Below are 15,402 nucleotides of genomic sequence, written 5' to 3'. Positions count from 1 at the left end.
TGCCAATTCCTGCCACGCTCGCCTGCGTGTGCGGCGACGCGAGACAAAGAACATGTTTGACATTCATTCCGGCGACATCGTGGCCGCCGCGCTGGCGGCTGCCGGGGCCTGCCTGGCCTGCAGCATTCCGGGCGACTTCCTGCGCCGTTTCCCGCTGTGGGCGGTACGCACCTACGGCCGCGGCGCGCTGCTGATGCCGTTCCTGGCGATGATGGTCGGCACCTGGCTGTTCCGGCTGGGCGTAGCCGGCCAGCTCGAGACCTCCGCCGGCCAGGCGCTGGTGGTGGCGGCCGCCTTCCTTGGCACGCTGCTGCTGTCGGCGCTGCTGCGCTTCTACCTGAAGGAATACCGCAAGCGCTGAGGCCGGCCCACGGCGCAGGGCCGCGCCGAACGAACCCGCGCAATGCCAATCGCGTATGATGCGGCCTTTTGCGTCTCCCGCGCCGCGCTCCCGCGCCGGGGCGCCAGCCGCTCACTTCACTCCATGGCGCTCAAATCCACCATCTTCAAAGCCGAGCTGGCCGTGTCCGACATGGACCGGCCCTACTACGGCAGCCACAGCCTGACCATCGCCCAGCATCCTTCCGAGAACGACGCGCGCATGATGGTGCGCCTGCTGGCCTTTGCCTGCGAAGCCACCGAAACGCTGGCCTTCACCCGCGGCCTGGACGAGCCTGACGAGCCCGACCTCTGGGACAAGCGCCTGACCGGCGACATCGCCCACTGGATCGAACTGGGCCAGCCCGATGAAGCGCGCCTGAAGCGCGCCGCCGCCCGCGCCGAACGCGTCACTGTCTACACCTACAACGGGCCCAGCGCGCGCGAATGGTGGAAGGGCATGGCGGGCAAGGCCGGCAAGCTGCGCAACGTGACCGTCTACAATGTCCCGACGGAAGCGGTCGATGCGCTGGCCGCGCTCGCGCAGCGCGCGATGCGCCTGTCGGTGACGATCCAGGACGGCGATATCTGGGTCGCAGACGATGACCGCAACGTGCAACTGACGCTGGACGTGCTCCAGCGCGCCCAAGCCTGAACGCAGCCTGCGCGCTGCATTCTCCTCCCACCCGTCTTTTCCCATCGGAAGGAAATACGCCATGCAAACCACGCCCTCTGGCCTGCAATACGAAGACACCACCGTCGGCTCCGGCGCCGAAGCCACCGCCGGCAAGCACGTCACCGTGCACTACACCGGCTGGCTGTACGAGAACGGCCAGGCCGGCCGCAAGTTCGACTCGAGCAAGGACCGCAACGACCCGTTCGTGTTCCCGCTGGGCGCCGGCCATGTGATCCGCGGCTGGGACGAAGGCGTGCAAGGCATGAAGGTCGGCGGCGTGCGCCGCCTGGTGATCCCGGCCGACCTTGGCTACGGTGCGCGCGGCGCCGGCGGCGTGATCCCGCCGAACGCGACGCTGCTGTTTGAAGTGGAATTGCTGGCGGTATAAGAACCGGGTCGTCCCCGCCTGCGCGGGGACGACCATTGAATCGCTAGAACCCGATGGCGGCGTTGCCGACATCCACGCGGACCTTGTCGCGGTCCAGCAGACGCGCCGCATGGCGCGCATAGTCCTGCGCCCAGGCAGGATCGCCGGAGAAGCGGGCTTCCCCGGAAAACTTGGCGACATTCAGGATCTTGTCGATCACCAGCACCTTGCCGACCGGGCTCGATGCCTGGCAGTCCAGCTCGGTGTACTCATGGTCGAACCAGCGCCACGCGGCATCCTCGCTGACCGCGGCGAGCTCGTCCGTGCCGATCGTGAATTCAAATTCCTTGCCACTGCCGAACACCACCGTAAGCGTACGCGCCATCGCAGGTTCCCCCTGGTCGGATTGAGGCTCCCATTGTAAGGACACGGCAGCCGGGCCGGGGCAGTAAATCGCGGCGCTCTGATGCCGGACAAGGATGCGCCGGCGTGCATGTCCGGGTGGCACCGGCGCCACGCCGCGCCGACCGTTGTCAGCCGCCCACACCTGCGCCGTTGCCTCAGGCAATTCCGGGAAAAAACTGGCACTTATGTCATTTACCCCACCTGCCCGTGGCGCCGCTTTGATTTATGCTTGCAGCATGGCCATTACGCGACAGGACCTCGAATCCGACCGGCTGCGCACGTCGCTGTGCAGTTCGCCGGTCGCGTCCTCGCTGCTGCCCGAGCATGTCCTGGAGCAGTCCCTTTCCGATACGCTGGCGTGCCGGCCGGAGGATGCCGCGCTGGGTGGTGACGTCTGGGTCTTCGGCTATGGCTCCCTGATCTGGAACCCGATGGTGGTGCACACCGAGCGCCGCCGCGCCACCGTGCACGGCTATCACCGCGGCTTCTACCTCTACTCGCGCATTAACCGCGGCACCTGGGACAACCCCGGGCTGGTGCTGGGGCTGGACCGCGGCGGCTGCTGCCACGGCATGGTGTTCCGCATTCCCAGCCATGTGGTCGAGCAGGAATTCCGCGTGCTGTGGCGCCGCGAGATGCTGACCGGCGCCTACCACCCGCGCTGGCTGCGCATCCGCACCGACGATGACGGCCCTGAACAGCGCGCGCTCGCTTTCGTCATGAACCGGACGCACGAAGCCTATGCCGGACGGCTGCCGGACAACTGCGTGGTCGAACGCCTGCGCCACGCCGCCGGCCTCTATGGCCCGGCGCGCGAATACCTGCAGCAGACCCTGCTGGGCCTGGCCACCAATGGCGTCGACGATCCTTACCTCGGACGGCTGTGGCGCCAGCTCCAGGCCGACGACGCCGCCGACGCCGAACGCGCGGCGCAGGCCACGGCGGCTTGCGACCATGACGCCACACCGCCGCCGCTGCCGGCGAACCGGCGCGAAACCGTCTGAGCCAAGGAGCTGCCGCCATGACGCGCCCCGCCGCCCGCACCCGCAGACAGGCACTCAATGAGCTGCTGGGGTTGATGGGCTTGCTGATGGGCGGCGGACTGCTGGCGGCGCAAGGCGGCCAGACCCTGGCGGCGCGCCCCGGCGGCGGGGCCGGCCAGCCCCCGGCAGGGCGTCCACCGCGCGGCACGACCGCGCGCGACCCGGCGCGCAACGATGCCATCAGCACACTGGACCGCAACCTGATCACCGCCGCCGGCGCGGGCGACCAGGATCTGGTGGCACGGCTGCTGGCCGCGGGAGCTTCGGCGCGCGCCGCCGATGAACGCGGACGCTGCGCGCTGCTGGCCGCGGTGCAGGGCCGGCACAGCGAAGTCGCGCGCACGCTGATCGTGGCCGGCGCCGATGTCAACCGCAAGGACGCCGACGCCAACAGCCCCTTCCTGCTGGCGGCCGCCACCGGCCAGGCCGACGTGGTACGGCTGGCGCTGGCCAACGGCGCGGACTTGGCCAGCACCGACCGCTATGACGGCACCTCGCTGATCGTCGCCAGCCAGCACGGGCATGTGGAAGTGGTGAAGCTATTGCTGAAGGCTGGCGTTGCGGTCGACCATGTCAACGACCTGGGCTGGACGGCGCTGCTGGAGGCGGTAGTCCTGGGCGATGGCAGCGAGCGTTATGAGCAGACGGTGCAGTTGCTGCTGGATGCCGGGGCGGATGCCAACCTGGCCGACCGCGAGGGCGTGACGCCGACGCGGCATGCGCGGGAGCGGGGGTATAAGACGATGGTGAAGATGCTGATGCGGGTGCGGGGGCATTGAGTGGCACTGTCTGAAGCGCCCCGTTTGCCGATTGTGTGCTCCCTCTCCCGCGTGCGGGAGAGGGTTGGGGTGAGGGCCCGGCGCTTGCTTAGGCTAGTTCGGGCGGGCTTTGGCGCACCCAAAACCGTTGGCTTCGTTTTACGTTTTAAGCCGCCGGCTTCTCCCCCGCCCGCGCATTCTCACTCTCCTGCAACTGCCGCCACATCACCTTCCCCGTCCCCGACTTCGGCAGCGCATCCACAAACTCCACCACGCGCGGATACTTGTACGCGGCCATATTCTCCCTGGCCCACTCGATGATCGCTTCCGGCGTGGTCTTGCCCTTCGCATGCGCGCGCAGCACCACCACCGCCTTGACGGTCTCGCCGCGGTACGGGTCGCGCGTGCCGATGATGCAGGCCTCCTGCACGTCGGGGTGCTTGTACAGCAGGTTCTCCACCTCGGCCGGCCAGACCTTGAAGCCCGACGCATTGATCATGCGCTTGAGGCGGTCGGTGATAAAGAAGTAGCCCTCCTCGTCCATGCGGCCCAGGTCGCCGGTGCGGAAGAAGGTCTTGCCCTCGAATTCGATAAAGGCGTCGCGCGTGGCGTCTTCCTTGCCCCAGTAGCCCTTGAACACTTGCGGGCCGCTGACGATGATCTCGCCGACCTCGTTGGGCGGCAGCTCCTGCAGCGTGACGGGGTCGACCACGCGCGCGTCGGTGTTGAAGGTCGGCATGCCCAGGCACTGCAGCTTGGGCCGGTCCGCCGGGTTGCCGTGCGTGGGCGCCATGGTCTCGGACAGGCCGTAGCCTTCCAGGTAGCTGAGCCCGAACTGCTCGCGCAGCCGCTCGGCCACCGCCTGCGGCATGGCCGCGCCGCCGCCGCCGATATAGCGCAGGCTGGTCAGGTCGAACTGCGCCAGGTTGGGGCTGGCCAGGAAGTCGATCACCATGGTCGGGATGTTGGTCCAGTGCGTGACCTGGTAGCGCGAGATCAGGCGGCCGGCCACCTCGCGGTCCCAGCGCGGCAGCATCACCACGGTGGCGCCGCTGCAGATCGGCCCGTTCATGCCGTACTGCATGCCGGTGACGTGGAACAGCGGCAGCACCGACAGGATCACCGACTCGGCGCCCGAGCCCGACCAGGTCGCGCCGCCGACGATGTTGTGCATCACCGAGCGGTGCGTATGGATACAGCCCTTGGGAAAGCCGGTGGTGCCCGACGTGTACGGCATCACCGCCATGTCGTCGGGGCCGGCGGTGTGCGGCCCCGGCTGCAGGCCGGCGCCCAGCGCCTCGGTCCACGCGCTGGCGCCGGCGGGCAGCGCATGCGGCGTGGTCAGCCAGGCCGGCGGCGCGTCTTCCGGATGCGCGTACGCGGGCGGCAGCGCATCGGCGTACTGCGTCACCAGCAGGTGCTGCAGGCGTTCGGCCGGCGGCAGTTCCGCCACCGCCTGTTCGACGCCCGCGGCCAGGTCCGCCGTGCAGATCGCGACGCGCGCCTGCGCGTCGGTGACGTAGTGCTTGAATTCCTCGGCGCGGTTCATCGGATTGACCGGCACCACTACGGCATCGGCGCGCAGGATGGCGTAGTAGCTGACGATGAACTGCGGGCAGTTCTGCATGTACAGCAGCACCCGTTCGCCCTTCTTCACGCCGGCCTGCTGCTGCAGCCAGCCCGCCAGCGCGGTGGCCTGCGCCTCCAGTTCACGGAAGGTGATGGCGTTGCCGAAGTAGCGGATCGCCGCCTTGTCGGCATAGCGGTGCGCCGACACTTCCAGGTTGTACCAGAGCGAGGTCTCCGGCAGCACGATGGCGGTCGGCAGGCGCTTCGGCCAGAACTGGAAATGCGGGCGGGCGGGGGTCTGCATGAAATGTCTCCTGTGCGTCGGTCTCGGGGACCGGGTCTGTCGGTATGGTCAAGGACTATAACTGAACGATCGTTCTATTTTCAACCGCAGACTTTCCCGGACGCCGCCGGGCGAGTATTGGCGCCGGCGTTGCATTCGGCGCCTTCGCCCTCACAATAGGGGTATGGTTATCCCTCTCAGCAGCCGTCCCAGGCTGCTGCCGCTTTCCCTTTCCAGGACTCCCCATGAGCGACGTCACCCTGCAGAATTTCGAAACCGAAGTGATCGACGCCTCGCGCCATGCGCCCGTGCTGGTCGATTTCTGGGCGCCGTGGTGCGGCCCCTGCCGCACGCTGGGCCCGATGCTGGAACGTCTGGAAGCCGAGGCCGGCGGCCAGTGGAAGCTGGTCAAGGTCAATGTCGACGAGAACCAGGAGCTGGCCGCCCATTTCGGCGTGCGCAGCATCCCGCATGTGGTGGCGATCGCCGAAGGCCAGGCGGTGGACCAGTTCATCGGCGTGCTGCCCGAGTCCGGGCTGCGCGAATTCCTTGGCCGGCTCAGCCCCAAGCCCGCCCAGCTGGCGCTGTACGATGCGCAGCAGCTCGCCGCCGAGGGCGATCGCGCCGGCGCCGGGGCCAAGTTCGCCGAAGCCATTGCGCTCGACCCTGAAACCGATGCCGCGCGGCTGGCCTATATCGGCTTCCTGCTGGACGGCAATGCCATAGACGACGCCAAGCAGCAATTCGAGGCGCTGTCGCCGGGCGCCGCGCAGCAGGACGCCTACGCCGCGCTGCGCACGCGCATCGAAGCGATGGAAAACCTGTCCGGCCTGCCCGACGAGGCCACGCTGACCGGCCGCATCGCCGCCGACCCGGGCGACCTGGCGGCGCGGCTGGACCTGGCCAGGCTGCTGATCGCGCGCCAGCAGTACGAGCCGGCGCTGGAGCAACTGCTGGCGATCGTGCGCACCGACCGCGGCTTCGAGGACGATATCGGCCGCAAGACCATGCTGTCCGTCTTCGAGATGCTGGCCGACCGGCCCGAGGTGGTGTCGCGCTGGCGCCGCCAGCTCAGCACGTCGCTGAACTGACCATCGGAGCGCGTTCGCTGGCGCGGTGTATGGCGCGGTAAACTGGCAGGCTCAGATACCTGCCATTTTTTACCCGTCGCCATGTCCACGCCCCGCCTGATCGACTTCAAGACCGACCCCGCCCCGACCCACGACCGCCCGCGCGAAGACCGGCTGGTGTCAGGCAACCCCGAGCGCACCACCTGGACGCACTACAGCGCGCAGCATGGCGATTTCGATTGCGGCATCTGGGCGTGCGAGCCGGGCGCTTGGCGCATTGCCTTCCCGGCCGGCAAGGAAGAGTTCTTCCACGTGATCAGCGGCCGCATCCGCATCAGCGACGAGGCCGGCCGGGCCAGCGACTTCGGCCCCGGCGACGCCTGCGTGATCCCGGCCGGCTTTACCGGGCTGTTCCAGGTGCTGGAGCCGGTGCGCAAGTATTTCGTGGTGATCGACCGCGACGCCGCGCGGCCGCTGTAAAGCGCTCAGGCCGTCGTTGCCGGCCCTTCGACCAGCGTAAAGCCGTTCTCGCGCATATGCCCGACCATCATCGCGTCCATCGACTTGACGTGATGGTCGAACCAGCCTGACAGCTCGGCCACCAGCCGGCGGCCCAGTCCGAACTCGCCATCGGTGTGCACCTTGTCGCGCACCGCGACGGCCACCGCCAGCACCTGCTGGTGCTCGCCCGCATGGCAATGGCGCGGGCCGAAGCCCATCGCCTCCATCCACTGTTCTTCCTGGGCGAAATGATGGCGGGTATGGTCGATCCACTCGTCCATCGCCGCCAGGAAGCCGGCGTCATCGGCCCTGGCCCCGGCGTCCAGAAGTTGCACGAACTCGGCATGGGTGGCGTCGGTGACCGGCTCGCCCAGATGAAGGTGATCGGGCAGGCCGGCGGAGGAAAGCTGGTCTTTGGCGTCCATGGGGGTCGGCTGCAAAGATGGGAAAACGGCAAGGATACCCAATCGGCAAGGAACCGGTCTGATCCCGCGCAAGCCGGGCGTTATGCTGTGGGGTATGCGCCCCGCCCGCAACCTGACGACCTCATGCCACGACTGATCTTCTTCTGCGGCCATGCCGGCACCGGCAAGACCACCCTCGCCCACCGCCTGACCGGCCCGCTGATGCAGGCCACCGGCGAGCCCTTCTGCCTGCTCGACAAGGACACCTTGTACGGCCGCTACAGCGCCGCGGCGATGGCCGCGATCACCGGCGATCCCAACGACCGCGACAGCCCGGCCTACCTGGACAACCTGCGCGACCCGGAATACCAGGGGCTGCTCGATACCGCGCGCGAGAACCTGATGCTCGGCATCAGCGTGCTGGTGATCGGCCCGCTGTCGCGCGAGGTGCGCGCCCACCTGCTGAACGACCCGGACTGGCTGCATGTGGCCGACGGCACCACGGTGCGCATCGTGTGGGTCTACCTGCCGGAGGACGAGGCGCATGCGCGCATCATCAGGCGCGGCAATCCCAACGATGCCTACAAGCTGCAGCACTGGGAGGCCTACCGCATGCGGCGCTTCATGCCGACGGCGGCGGAATACCCGGAACTGATCTTCTTCGACAATCTCGCCCCCGGCGATGCCGAGGTCGACGGCCTGCTGCGCGCGCTGAGCGCCTGACCGGCAGGCCTTCAGCCGCGCGCGATCGCGCTGATTACCGCCGACGCCGCCACGAAGCCGAACACCGCCGTCACCGCCACCGACGAGCCGAAGCCGGCGCAGGCCAGCCCCTGCGGGCCATGGCTGGCGGGTGGCGGCGCCTCGTCGATCTCGCAGGCCTGCTGCTCCGGCTCGGGGTATTGCAGCGGCTCGTCCGAATAGACCGCGGCAATGCCGAACTTCTTCTTCGGGTCGCGGGTAAAGCCCCACTGCTTGCGCAGGGCAGCGCGCACCTTGGACAGCAGCGGGTCCTGGATCGTGCGCGCCAGGTCGTCGATGCGCACGCGGGTAGGATCGAGCTGGCCGCCGGCGCCGCCGCAGGTGATCACCGGCGCGCCCTGGCGCCGCGCCCAGCCCAGCATCTCCGTCTTGACGCGGACCGCGTCGATGGCGTCGATCACATAGTCATAGCCGGCACCGAGCAGCGCTGGCACGTTTTCCGTGGTGACAAAGTCATCGATCTGCGTCACCCGGCAGCGCGGGTTGATGGCCACGATGCGCTCGGCCATGGCCTCGACCTTGGCGCGCCCGTAGGCGTCGCCCAGCGCGTGGATCTGGCGGTTGGTGTTGGACAGTGCGATATGGTCCAGGTCGATCAGCGTGATGCGGCCGACCGCGTTGCGCGCCAGCGCCTCGGCCGCCCAGCTGCCCACTCCGCCGATGCCGACCACGCATACATGGGCCGCCTCCAGCCGCGCCAGCCCGGCGGCGCCGTAGAGCCGCGCCACCCCGCCGAAACGGCGGTGGTAGTCGTCGTCGGCCGGGCTTTCGTGGGTCAGCGGCTCGGGCAGGCCGGCCAGGTCGTGTGCGGCATCGTTCATGCTGGAGGATCGGGTTGCGGGGGGTTGGCGAGGGCCTGACGCGGCCATGACCGGCGCAAAAAATCCGGCATTCTCCGGCGGCGATGTCAGCCAATCCCCGACAAAGTCGGCAAGCGCGCAACTATACAATAGACGTGCAGTGTTCCGTTCGCCGCCCCGCGTCCACGCCGGGGGCCGCGCCGGACCTGTCCCCGCCACACAGGAGCCCGCCTCATGCCCGTGCGCCGCAAGGTCGTTCTGTGGAGTGTCCTGACACCCATCGCGCTGATTGCGCTGCTGGTGATCCTGATCCTGACCTTCGACTGGAACCGCCTCAAGCCCTGGCTCAACGACCGCGTCAGCGAGGCCATCGGCCGCCCCTTCGCCATCAACGGCGACCTGACCGTGACCTGGCGCCGCGGCGAAGGCGAGAAAGGCTGGCATACGCTGGTGCCATGGCCGCGGCTGTCGGCGCGCGACATCACCATCGGCAATACCGACTGGGCCAAACAGCCCAATCTGGCGACCGTGCGCGAACTGATCTTCGTGCTGCGTCCGATACCTCTGCTGGCGAACCAGATCGCGGTGCCCACCATTGTCGTCGACAGCCCGGCGGTGTGGCTGGAGCGCCTGCCGGACGCCCGCAACAACTGGACCCTTGAGTTCGGCCCCAAGAAGGGCCCGTCCGAATGGGAGCTGGATATCGGCGAGGTGGTGCTGGCGCGCGGCAACCTGGCGCTGTCTGACCAGCTCAAGAAGATCGAGCTGCAGGCCGAACTCGACACCATCGGCGACAACCCGCTCTATGACAAGGCCCGCGACGGCGCCCTGATCGAGCCCCAGGCCTCCGCGGTGCAGCCAGGCCCCCCGGCCAGCGCGCCCGGCGTCGCGTCCGCGCCGGCGGCTTCGGCGCCCGGCGCCTCGGGCCCCGCGGCCACCGCCAAGGGCCCGGACGACCGCTACGGCATCCGCTGGAAAGCCACCGGCCGCTACAACGACGCCACCATCAACGCCAACGGCAAGGCCGGCACGGTGCTGAGCCTGCGCAATACCGACGTGCCGTTCCCGATCCTGGCTGACGTGCGGGTGGGCACCACGCGCGCGACGATCGAAGGCACGGTGACCAATCCCGCCCACCTCGCCGCGGTGGATGTGCACCTGACGCTCGCCGGCGACAGCATGGCCAAGCTCTATGCGCTGACCGGCGTGGTGCTGCCGTCCACGCCGCCGTACCAGACCCGTGGCCGGCTGATGGCGACGCTGCGCAAGGAAGGCTCGATCTACGAGTACCAGAAGTTCACCGGCCGCGTCGGCGGCAGCGACGTGTCCGGCACGCTCACCTTCACCAAGCGCGATCCGCGCCCGCTGCTGGCCGGCAACGTGGTGTCCAACCAGCTCCGCTTCGTCGACCTGGCGCCGCTGATCGGCGCCGACGCCGAGCCCGGGCGCCCGGCCAAGGACAGCCCGGTGGCGCAACCGCCCGAGAAGGTGCTGCCGGTGAAGCCGTTCCGTACCGAGCGCTGGGACAAGATCGACGCGGACGTGCGCTTCACCGGCAAGCGCATCATCCGCGACGCCGAGCTGCCGATCAGCGACCTCGTCACGCACGTAAAGCTGGAGAACGGCGTGCTGCTGCTCGACCCGCTGAACTTCGGCGTGGCCGGCGGCGACCTGGTATCGACCGTGCGGCTGGACGGCAAGCGCAACCCCATGGGTGCGATGGTCGACATGAAGGCGCGGCGCATGAAGCTCAAGCAGCTCTTCCCCACCGTCGATCTGATGCGCGCCAGCATCGGCGAGCTCAACGGCAGCGCCAAGCTGTCGGCCACCGGCAATTCGGTGGCGGCGCTGATGGGCTCGTCCAACGGCGAGGCGCGGCTGCTGGTGGAGAACGGCACGGTCAGCAAGGTGCTGCTGGAGACCATCGGCCTGAACCTGGGCAGCGTGGTGGTGGCCAAGCTGTTCGGCGACAAGCCGGTGCAGATCAACTGCGGCGTCAGCGACTTTGCCTTCAGCAATGGCATCGCGCGGGCGCGCACCTTCGTGCTGGATACGGACGACGCGGTGATCGAGACCACCGGCGGCATCGACCTGCGCGACGAACGGCTGGCGCTGACCATCCATCCGGACTCCAAGGGCCTGCGCGTGTTCTCGCTGCGCTCGCCGCTGTATGTGGGCGGCACCATGAGGAAGCCGAGCGTCAGCCCCGATATCGGCGTGCTGGCGCTGCGTGCCGGCGGCGCGCTGTCGCTGGCGCTGCTGGCGCCGGTGGCGACGGCGGTACTGCCGCTGCTGGACGTCTCGCCGGGCAGCGACAACACCGAATGCGCCAGGCTGCTGGCCGAGCTGCGCAAGCGTCCGACCGCGCCGCCGCCGGGCAAGACCTACAAGGATCCCAAGGCGACCAGCGCGGACGCCGGCCAGCCGCTGCCGGGCACGCCGGGCGAAGCTGCGGCGCCGGCCGGCAAGCCCGCAGGCGAGCAGCGTGCGCCGGCGCGCACGGAGCAGGATGCGTTGCACAAAGGGGGGTGAGCCACTACCGTCGTTCCCGCTGCGCGGTAACGACGTCGGTTTTGATCGCGTGGCATAACAAGCCGCCCCACCCACTGAAGCAAATTCGCAACACCTTGCGCCCCTGCGTCATCCTGTCGCATTTTGCCGTTGTGCCGCGCCCATAGCAGGCGCATAATTAAACGGTCATTTACAAGAATCTCAAGCAATGGCGAGCATTGGATGCGGTGCGGGTTCGCCCTGTGGGTTCTCCCGTTACGCATCCTTCGAAAGGCGCGGCCACGGCCGCCCTTGTTTTGCGGCCGGTTGGCTGCGCTTATTCCCCCGCCTCCGCACGGCCGCCGGCCGCCCGCGAGCGCGGCCCCACGACGTCACTCGCCCCCGCCATGTCGCTGCCGCACACCGCCGTCCCGCCGATCACCTGGCTGATCGCGCTGACGGTGTGCAACCACGTGGCCTTCAACGCCAGCCGCGTCGTGGTGTCGCTGTTCGCGATTTCCCTCAAGGCTTCCACCATCACGCTCGGCGTGCTGATGTCGCTGTATGCGGTGTTGCCGATGCTGCTGGCGATCCGCGCCGGCAAGCGCATCGACCAGATCGGGCCGCGCAAGCCGATGACCGCGGGTTCGCTGATGGTCGTGGCGGGCACGCTGCTGCCGGCGCTGTGGCATGACATCGGCGCGCTGTACGTGTCGTGCGCGCTGATCGGCGTGGGCTTCATGCTGGTCCAGGTGGCGATGCAGCTGCTGATCGGCATGGTCTCCACCAACGACACGCGGCTGCGCAACTACACCTGGCATGCGCTGGGGCTGTCGGTATCGGGCACGCTGGGTCCGGTGGCGATGGGCTATGTGATCGAGCATGCGGGCTTTCGTCCCGCCTTCCTGGTACTGGTGGCGGTGGCGCTGGTCGGCCAGGCCGGCCTGCAATGGGTGCGCCCGCGGTTGCCGGCGCATGGCGGCCATGTCGGGCGCATTGCCGTCGGGGACGGCAGCGGCCATTCCACGCTCGACCTGCTGCAGCATCCCGAGCTGCGCGCGGTGTTCATCGCCAGCGCGGTGTTGTCGGCGGCGTGGGACCTGCATGCCTTCCTGATCCCGATCCAGGGTTCGCGCATCGGCCTGTCGCCGTCGTCGATCGGCTGGGTGCTGGGCGCCTTCGCCATCGCCACCTTCGCCATCCGTGTGGCGATGCCGCTGATATCGCGCCGGCTGTCGGAGTGGAAAATCATCCGCGCCGCGCTGCTGGTGGGCGCGCTGGCTTACCTGGTCTACCCGTTCGTCGCGCACTTCTGGCTGATGTGCGGGCTGGCCTTCGTGCTGGGGCTGGCACTTGGCAGCGCGCAGCCTAACGTGATGAACCTGCTGCACCGGGAATCGCCGCACGGCCGTGCCGGCGAGGCGCTGGGGCTGCGCTCGGCGGTGCTCAATACCAGCCAGGTGGTGTGGCCGCTGACGTTTGGCGTGGTCGGCACGGCGCTGGGCATGCTGCCGATCTTCCTGTCGATGGCGGGCGCGATGGGCGCGGCAGGCTACTACTCGCGGCGCCACGGGCGCAAGGTGCTGCCGCCGCCGGCGTGAGCCACGCCCGAGGTGACGCGGTCGATACGCCTTGTCGGCGCACAAATGCGCCCCCCGGTGCATTCGCTATACTCAAATCAGCCGGACTTGCGGCCCCCGCCCCCGGGCGCACCGCGCATCCCGACCGATTTCCTGATAACTGCGACATGACTCAACTCGCCGACCTTCGCCGTTCCTATGTCCTGGGCTCGCTGTCCGAAAACGACGTGGCCCCAGACCCGATGAGCCAGTTCAAACGCTGGTTCGACGAAGCGGTCACGGCCAAGCTGCCCGAACCCAATGCCATGACGCTGGCCACCGTCAGCGCCGACGGCCAGCCCTCGGCGCGCATCGTGCTGCTCAAGGGCATCGACGACAGCGGCTTCACCTTCTTCACCAATTACGAGAGCCGCAAGGGCCTCGATCTCGCGGCCAACCCGCGCGCAGCGCTGCTGTTCCACTGGGTACAGCTTGAGCGCCAGGTGCGCGTCGAAGGCTACGTCGAGAAAGTGACCGACGACGAGAGCGACGCCTATTTCGCCTCGCGTCCGCTGGGCTCGCGCGTGGGTGCGTGGGCTTCCGAACAGAGCCGCGAAGTGCCCGGCCGCGACGTGCTGGAGCAGCGCGAACTGGAATACCGCAGCAAGTACGGCGAAAACCCGCCGCGTCCGCCCTACTGGGGCGGCTACCGCCTGGTGCCGACCGCCATGGAATTCTGGCAGGGGCGCCCGTCGCGCCTGCACGACCGTATCGCCTATCGCCTGCAGCGCGGTGGCATCTGGCAGATCGTGCGGCTGTCGCCCTGAGCCTGGATAGCCGGACGTCCCAGTGCCCGACCGGGCCTGTCCCGGGGGCTTGCGGCGTGCGCTGCACGGGCTGCGGAATTCGACTAAAGTGAGACAGGCGTCGCTTGGCTACTTTTTGCAAGCTCGCGGCGGACCTGGGCAAGGCTCGGTGTGTTCCAGCCATGCCCGAGGCGTCGGTCGAAGCGTGTGCCGCAACCATCGGGAGGTAAAGCGCATGTTTTTCAAGCAAGCCCTGGAAAAGCAACTCGACAACTGGATCGCTGACCTGCGTGAGAATGCCAACCTGCCGGTCAGCTTGCGCCTGTGGAATGGCACCGAATACCCGCTCGGGCACTTCGACAAGCCGGAGGTCACGCTGACCGTGCGCGAGGCCGCGGCGCTGCCGCTGCTGATGACGCCGAGCCTGGACAACCTGGGCGAAGCCTACGTGCAGGAAAAGATCGACCTCGACGGCAGGCTGGCCGACATCATCAAGGTCGCCTACGGCTTCTCCGCCGCAGCGACGCGCCGCGCCGGCGGCGCGCTGGCAAAAGTGGCGCACCATTTTTCGCACACCAAGCAGGAAGACAAGGCGGCGATCCAGTACCACTACGACGTCTCCAACGATTTCTACAAGCTCTGGCTCGATCCCAACATGGTCTACTCGTGCGCCTATTTCGAGAACGGCGACGAAGACCTGGCCACCGCGCAGCTCAAGAAGATCGACCATATCCTGACCAAGATCCGGCTGCAGCCCGGGCAGACGCTGCTCGACATCGGCTGCGGCTGGGGTGCGCTGGTATTGCGCGCGGCGCAGAAGTTCGGCGCGCGCTGCGTGGGCATTACGCTGTCGCAGAACCAGTTCGACCTGGCCACCGAGCGCGTCAGGGCCGCGGGCCTGTCCGACCGCATCGAGATACGCCTGCAGGACTACCGCGACACCGCCGGCACCTTCGACCGCATCACCAGCGTCGGCATGTTCGAGCATGTGGGCAAGGACAACCTGCCCGGCTACTTCGGTCGCATCCGCGAGCTGCTGGCCGATGGCGGCGTGGCGATCAACCACGGCATTACCTCGCCCGACCCCGACAACGGGAAGCGGCCGATGGACGGTTCGGAGTTCATGGACCGCTACGTGTTCCCGCAGGGCGAGCTGCCGCATATCGGCCTGGTGCTGACCACGATGCAGAAGGGCGGCCTCGAAGCCTTCGATGTCGAGCTGCTGCGCCGCCATTACGCGCAGACGCTGCACCACTGGGCCGACAACTTCGAGGCGCAGGGCGAGACCATCCGCAACATGGTCGGCGAGAAGAAATACCGCATCTGGCGCGTCTACCTGGCCGGCTGCGCGCATGCGTTCGAGACCCAGAAGATGTCGATCTACCAGGTGGTCTGCCACAAGGCCGGCCTGCCGGCGGACACGCTGCCGTGGTCGCGCCGCTATATCTACGACAATGCCATCGGCAACAACGACTGACGACAGCATTCGCGATTGACTGAAGACCTGTTTGGCGGGCTGCCTGTGCCCGCC

At 68.1% G+C, this 15,402-nt stretch carries 16 protein-coding genes; 12 read left to right on the top strand and 4 right to left on the bottom strand.

Going from position 1 to position 15,402, the window contains the following annotated elements:
• Positions 1-52: 52 nt before the first annotated feature.
• The 3 genes from AB1I47_RS11925 (at position 53) to AB1I47_RS11915 (ending at position 1,442) form a co-directional block, all read left to right on the top strand.
• Positions 53-361 (top strand): hypothetical protein, encoded by a 309-nt coding sequence (locus tag AB1I47_RS11925; protein WP_354683958.1) that lies wholly within the window; start codon positions 53-55, stop codon positions 359-361.
• Positions 362-484: 123 nt separating this feature from the next.
• On the top strand, positions 485-1,033 hold the full coding sequence (locus AB1I47_RS11920; RefSeq protein ID WP_354683957.1) for a YaeQ family protein: 549 nt from the start codon (positions 485-487) through the stop codon (positions 1,031-1,033).
• Between the two features lie 61 nt (positions 1,034-1,094).
• Positions 1,095-1,442, top strand: coding sequence for an FKBP-type peptidyl-prolyl cis-trans isomerase (locus AB1I47_RS11915; RefSeq protein WP_018008195.1), 348 nt, complete (start codon positions 1,095-1,097; stop codon positions 1,440-1,442).
• 43 nt (positions 1,443-1,485) lie between these two features.
• On the opposite strand, the gene AB1I47_RS11910 is transcribed toward AB1I47_RS11915, so the two are convergent.
• A complete protein-coding gene (locus AB1I47_RS11910) occupies positions 1,486-1,806 on the bottom strand; it encodes a hypothetical protein (RefSeq protein ID WP_354683956.1) in 321 nt (106 codons plus the stop codon).
• 256 nt (positions 1,807-2,062) lie between these two features.
• Here AB1I47_RS11910 and AB1I47_RS11905 point away from each other — a divergent pair, with 256 nt between their 5' ends.
• Together AB1I47_RS11905 and AB1I47_RS11900 are read left to right on the top strand one after the other, a co-directional pair.
• Positions 2,063-2,830, top strand: coding sequence for a gamma-glutamylcyclotransferase (locus AB1I47_RS11905; RefSeq protein ID WP_354683955.1), 768 nt, complete (start codon positions 2,063-2,065; stop codon positions 2,828-2,830).
• Positions 2,831-2,847: 17 nt separating this feature from the next.
• Positions 2,848-3,648: an ankyrin repeat domain-containing protein gene (locus tag AB1I47_RS11900; protein WP_354683954.1), complete on the top strand. Its 801-nt coding sequence runs from the start codon at positions 2,848-2,850 to the stop codon at positions 3,646-3,648.
• 145 nt (positions 3,649-3,793) lie between these two features.
• Here the strand turns inward: AB1I47_RS11900 and AB1I47_RS11895 are convergent, their stop codons facing one another.
• Positions 3,794-5,500, bottom strand: coding sequence for a long-chain fatty acid--CoA ligase (locus AB1I47_RS11895; RefSeq protein ID WP_354683953.1), 1,707 nt, complete (start codon positions 5,498-5,500; stop codon positions 3,794-3,796).
• A 224-nt stretch (positions 5,501-5,724) separates the two neighbouring features.
• Between AB1I47_RS11895 and trxA the strand changes: the two genes are divergently transcribed.
• Positions 5,725-6,570, top strand: a complete 846-nt coding sequence (gene trxA, locus AB1I47_RS11890) for a thioredoxin (RefSeq protein ID WP_354683952.1) — start codon at positions 5,725-5,727, stop codon at positions 6,568-6,570.
• An 81-nt stretch (positions 6,571-6,651) separates the two neighbouring features.
• Complete coding sequence (locus AB1I47_RS11885; RefSeq protein WP_354683951.1) at positions 6,652-7,029, top strand: cupin domain-containing protein; 378 nt, start codon at positions 6,652-6,654, stop codon at positions 7,027-7,029.
• Positions 7,030-7,034: 5 nt separating this feature from the next.
• Here the strand turns inward: AB1I47_RS11885 and AB1I47_RS11880 are convergent, their stop codons facing one another.
• Positions 7,035-7,475 (bottom strand): bacteriohemerythrin, encoded by a 441-nt coding sequence (locus AB1I47_RS11880; protein ID WP_354683950.1) that lies wholly within the window; start codon positions 7,473-7,475, stop codon positions 7,035-7,037.
• A gap of 123 nt (positions 7,476-7,598) precedes the next feature.
• Between AB1I47_RS11880 and AB1I47_RS11875 the strand changes: the two genes are divergently transcribed.
• Entirely contained in the window at positions 7,599-8,177 is a 579-nt protein-coding gene (locus tag AB1I47_RS11875) for a P-loop nucleotide/nucleoside kinase family protein (protein WP_354683949.1), read from the top strand.
• 11 nt (positions 8,178-8,188) lie between these two features.
• Here the strand turns inward: AB1I47_RS11875 and tcdA are convergent, their stop codons facing one another.
• Positions 8,189-9,037 (bottom strand): tRNA cyclic N6-threonylcarbamoyladenosine(37) synthase TcdA, encoded by an 849-nt coding sequence (gene tcdA / locus AB1I47_RS11870; RefSeq protein WP_354683948.1) that lies wholly within the window; start codon positions 9,035-9,037, stop codon positions 8,189-8,191.
• A 213-nt stretch (positions 9,038-9,250) separates the two neighbouring features.
• Between tcdA and AB1I47_RS11865 the strand changes: the two genes are divergently transcribed.
• The 4 genes from AB1I47_RS11865 (at position 9,251) to AB1I47_RS11850 (ending at position 15,348) form a co-directional block, all read left to right on the top strand.
• A complete protein-coding gene (locus AB1I47_RS11865; protein ID WP_354683947.1) occupies positions 9,251-11,548 on the top strand; it encodes an AsmA family protein in 2,298 nt (765 codons plus the stop codon).
• Between the two features lie 365 nt (positions 11,549-11,913).
• Positions 11,914-13,107 (top strand): MFS transporter, encoded by a 1,194-nt coding sequence (locus AB1I47_RS11860; RefSeq protein ID WP_354683946.1) that lies wholly within the window; start codon positions 11,914-11,916, stop codon positions 13,105-13,107.
• A gap of 146 nt (positions 13,108-13,253) precedes the next feature.
• Positions 13,254-13,892 carry a pyridoxamine 5'-phosphate oxidase gene (gene pdxH, locus AB1I47_RS11855; RefSeq protein ID WP_354683945.1) on the top strand — a complete coding sequence of 213 codons (639 nt, stop codon included), beginning with the start codon at positions 13,254-13,256 and terminating at the stop codon, positions 13,890-13,892.
• Between the two features lie 214 nt (positions 13,893-14,106).
• A complete protein-coding gene (locus AB1I47_RS11850; RefSeq protein WP_354683944.1) occupies positions 14,107-15,348 on the top strand; it encodes a cyclopropane-fatty-acyl-phospholipid synthase family protein in 1,242 nt (413 codons plus the stop codon).
• Positions 15,349-15,402: the final 54 nt, after the last annotated feature.

The sequence above is a fragment of the Cupriavidus necator genome (assembly GCF_040578825.1).
In the GTDB taxonomy this organism is placed as follows: Bacteria; Pseudomonadota; Gammaproteobacteria; order Burkholderiales; family Burkholderiaceae; genus Cupriavidus; species Cupriavidus necator_E.
The sequence above is the reverse complement of the archived record's forward strand: the minus strand, read 5'-3'. Positions and strand labels throughout refer to the sequence as shown.

Excerpts from the sequence above, each read along its gene's own strand:
- AB1I47_RS11925 (WP_354683958.1), top strand. The coding sequence starts at position 53 with ATGTTTGACATTCATTCCGGCGACATCGTGGCCGCCGCGCTGGCGGCT.
- AB1I47_RS11920 (WP_354683957.1), top strand. The coding sequence starts at position 485 with ATGGCGCTCAAATCCACCATCTTCAAAGCCGAGCTGGCCGTGTCCGAC.
- AB1I47_RS11915 (WP_018008195.1), top strand. The coding sequence starts at position 1,095 with ATGCAAACCACGCCCTCTGGCCTGCAATACGAAGACACCACCGTCGGC.
- AB1I47_RS11910 (WP_354683956.1), bottom strand. The coding sequence starts at position 1,806 with ATGGCGCGTACGCTTACGGTGGTGTTCGGCAGTGGCAAGGAATTTGAA.
- AB1I47_RS11905 (WP_354683955.1), top strand. The coding sequence starts at position 2,063 with ATGGCCATTACGCGACAGGACCTCGAATCCGACCGGCTGCGCACGTCG.
- AB1I47_RS11900 (WP_354683954.1), top strand. The coding sequence starts at position 2,848 with ATGACGCGCCCCGCCGCCCGCACCCGCAGACAGGCACTCAATGAGCTG.
- AB1I47_RS11895 (WP_354683953.1), bottom strand. The coding sequence starts at position 5,500 with ATGCAGACCCCCGCCCGCCCGCATTTCCAGTTCTGGCCGAAGCGCCTG.
- trxA (WP_354683952.1), top strand. The coding sequence starts at position 5,725 with ATGAGCGACGTCACCCTGCAGAATTTCGAAACCGAAGTGATCGACGCC.
- AB1I47_RS11885 (WP_354683951.1), top strand. The coding sequence starts at position 6,652 with ATGTCCACGCCCCGCCTGATCGACTTCAAGACCGACCCCGCCCCGACC.
- AB1I47_RS11880 (WP_354683950.1), bottom strand. The coding sequence starts at position 7,475 with ATGGACGCCAAAGACCAGCTTTCCTCCGCCGGCCTGCCCGATCACCTT.
- AB1I47_RS11875 (WP_354683949.1), top strand. The coding sequence starts at position 7,599 with ATGCCACGACTGATCTTCTTCTGCGGCCATGCCGGCACCGGCAAGACC.
- tcdA (WP_354683948.1), bottom strand. The coding sequence starts at position 9,037 with ATGAACGATGCCGCACACGACCTGGCCGGCCTGCCCGAGCCGCTGACC.
- AB1I47_RS11865 (WP_354683947.1), top strand. The coding sequence starts at position 9,251 with ATGCCCGTGCGCCGCAAGGTCGTTCTGTGGAGTGTCCTGACACCCATC.
- AB1I47_RS11860 (WP_354683946.1), top strand. The coding sequence starts at position 11,914 with ATGTCGCTGCCGCACACCGCCGTCCCGCCGATCACCTGGCTGATCGCG.
- pdxH (WP_354683945.1), top strand. The coding sequence starts at position 13,254 with ATGACTCAACTCGCCGACCTTCGCCGTTCCTATGTCCTGGGCTCGCTG.
- AB1I47_RS11850 (WP_354683944.1), top strand. The coding sequence starts at position 14,107 with ATGTTTTTCAAGCAAGCCCTGGAAAAGCAACTCGACAACTGGATCGCT.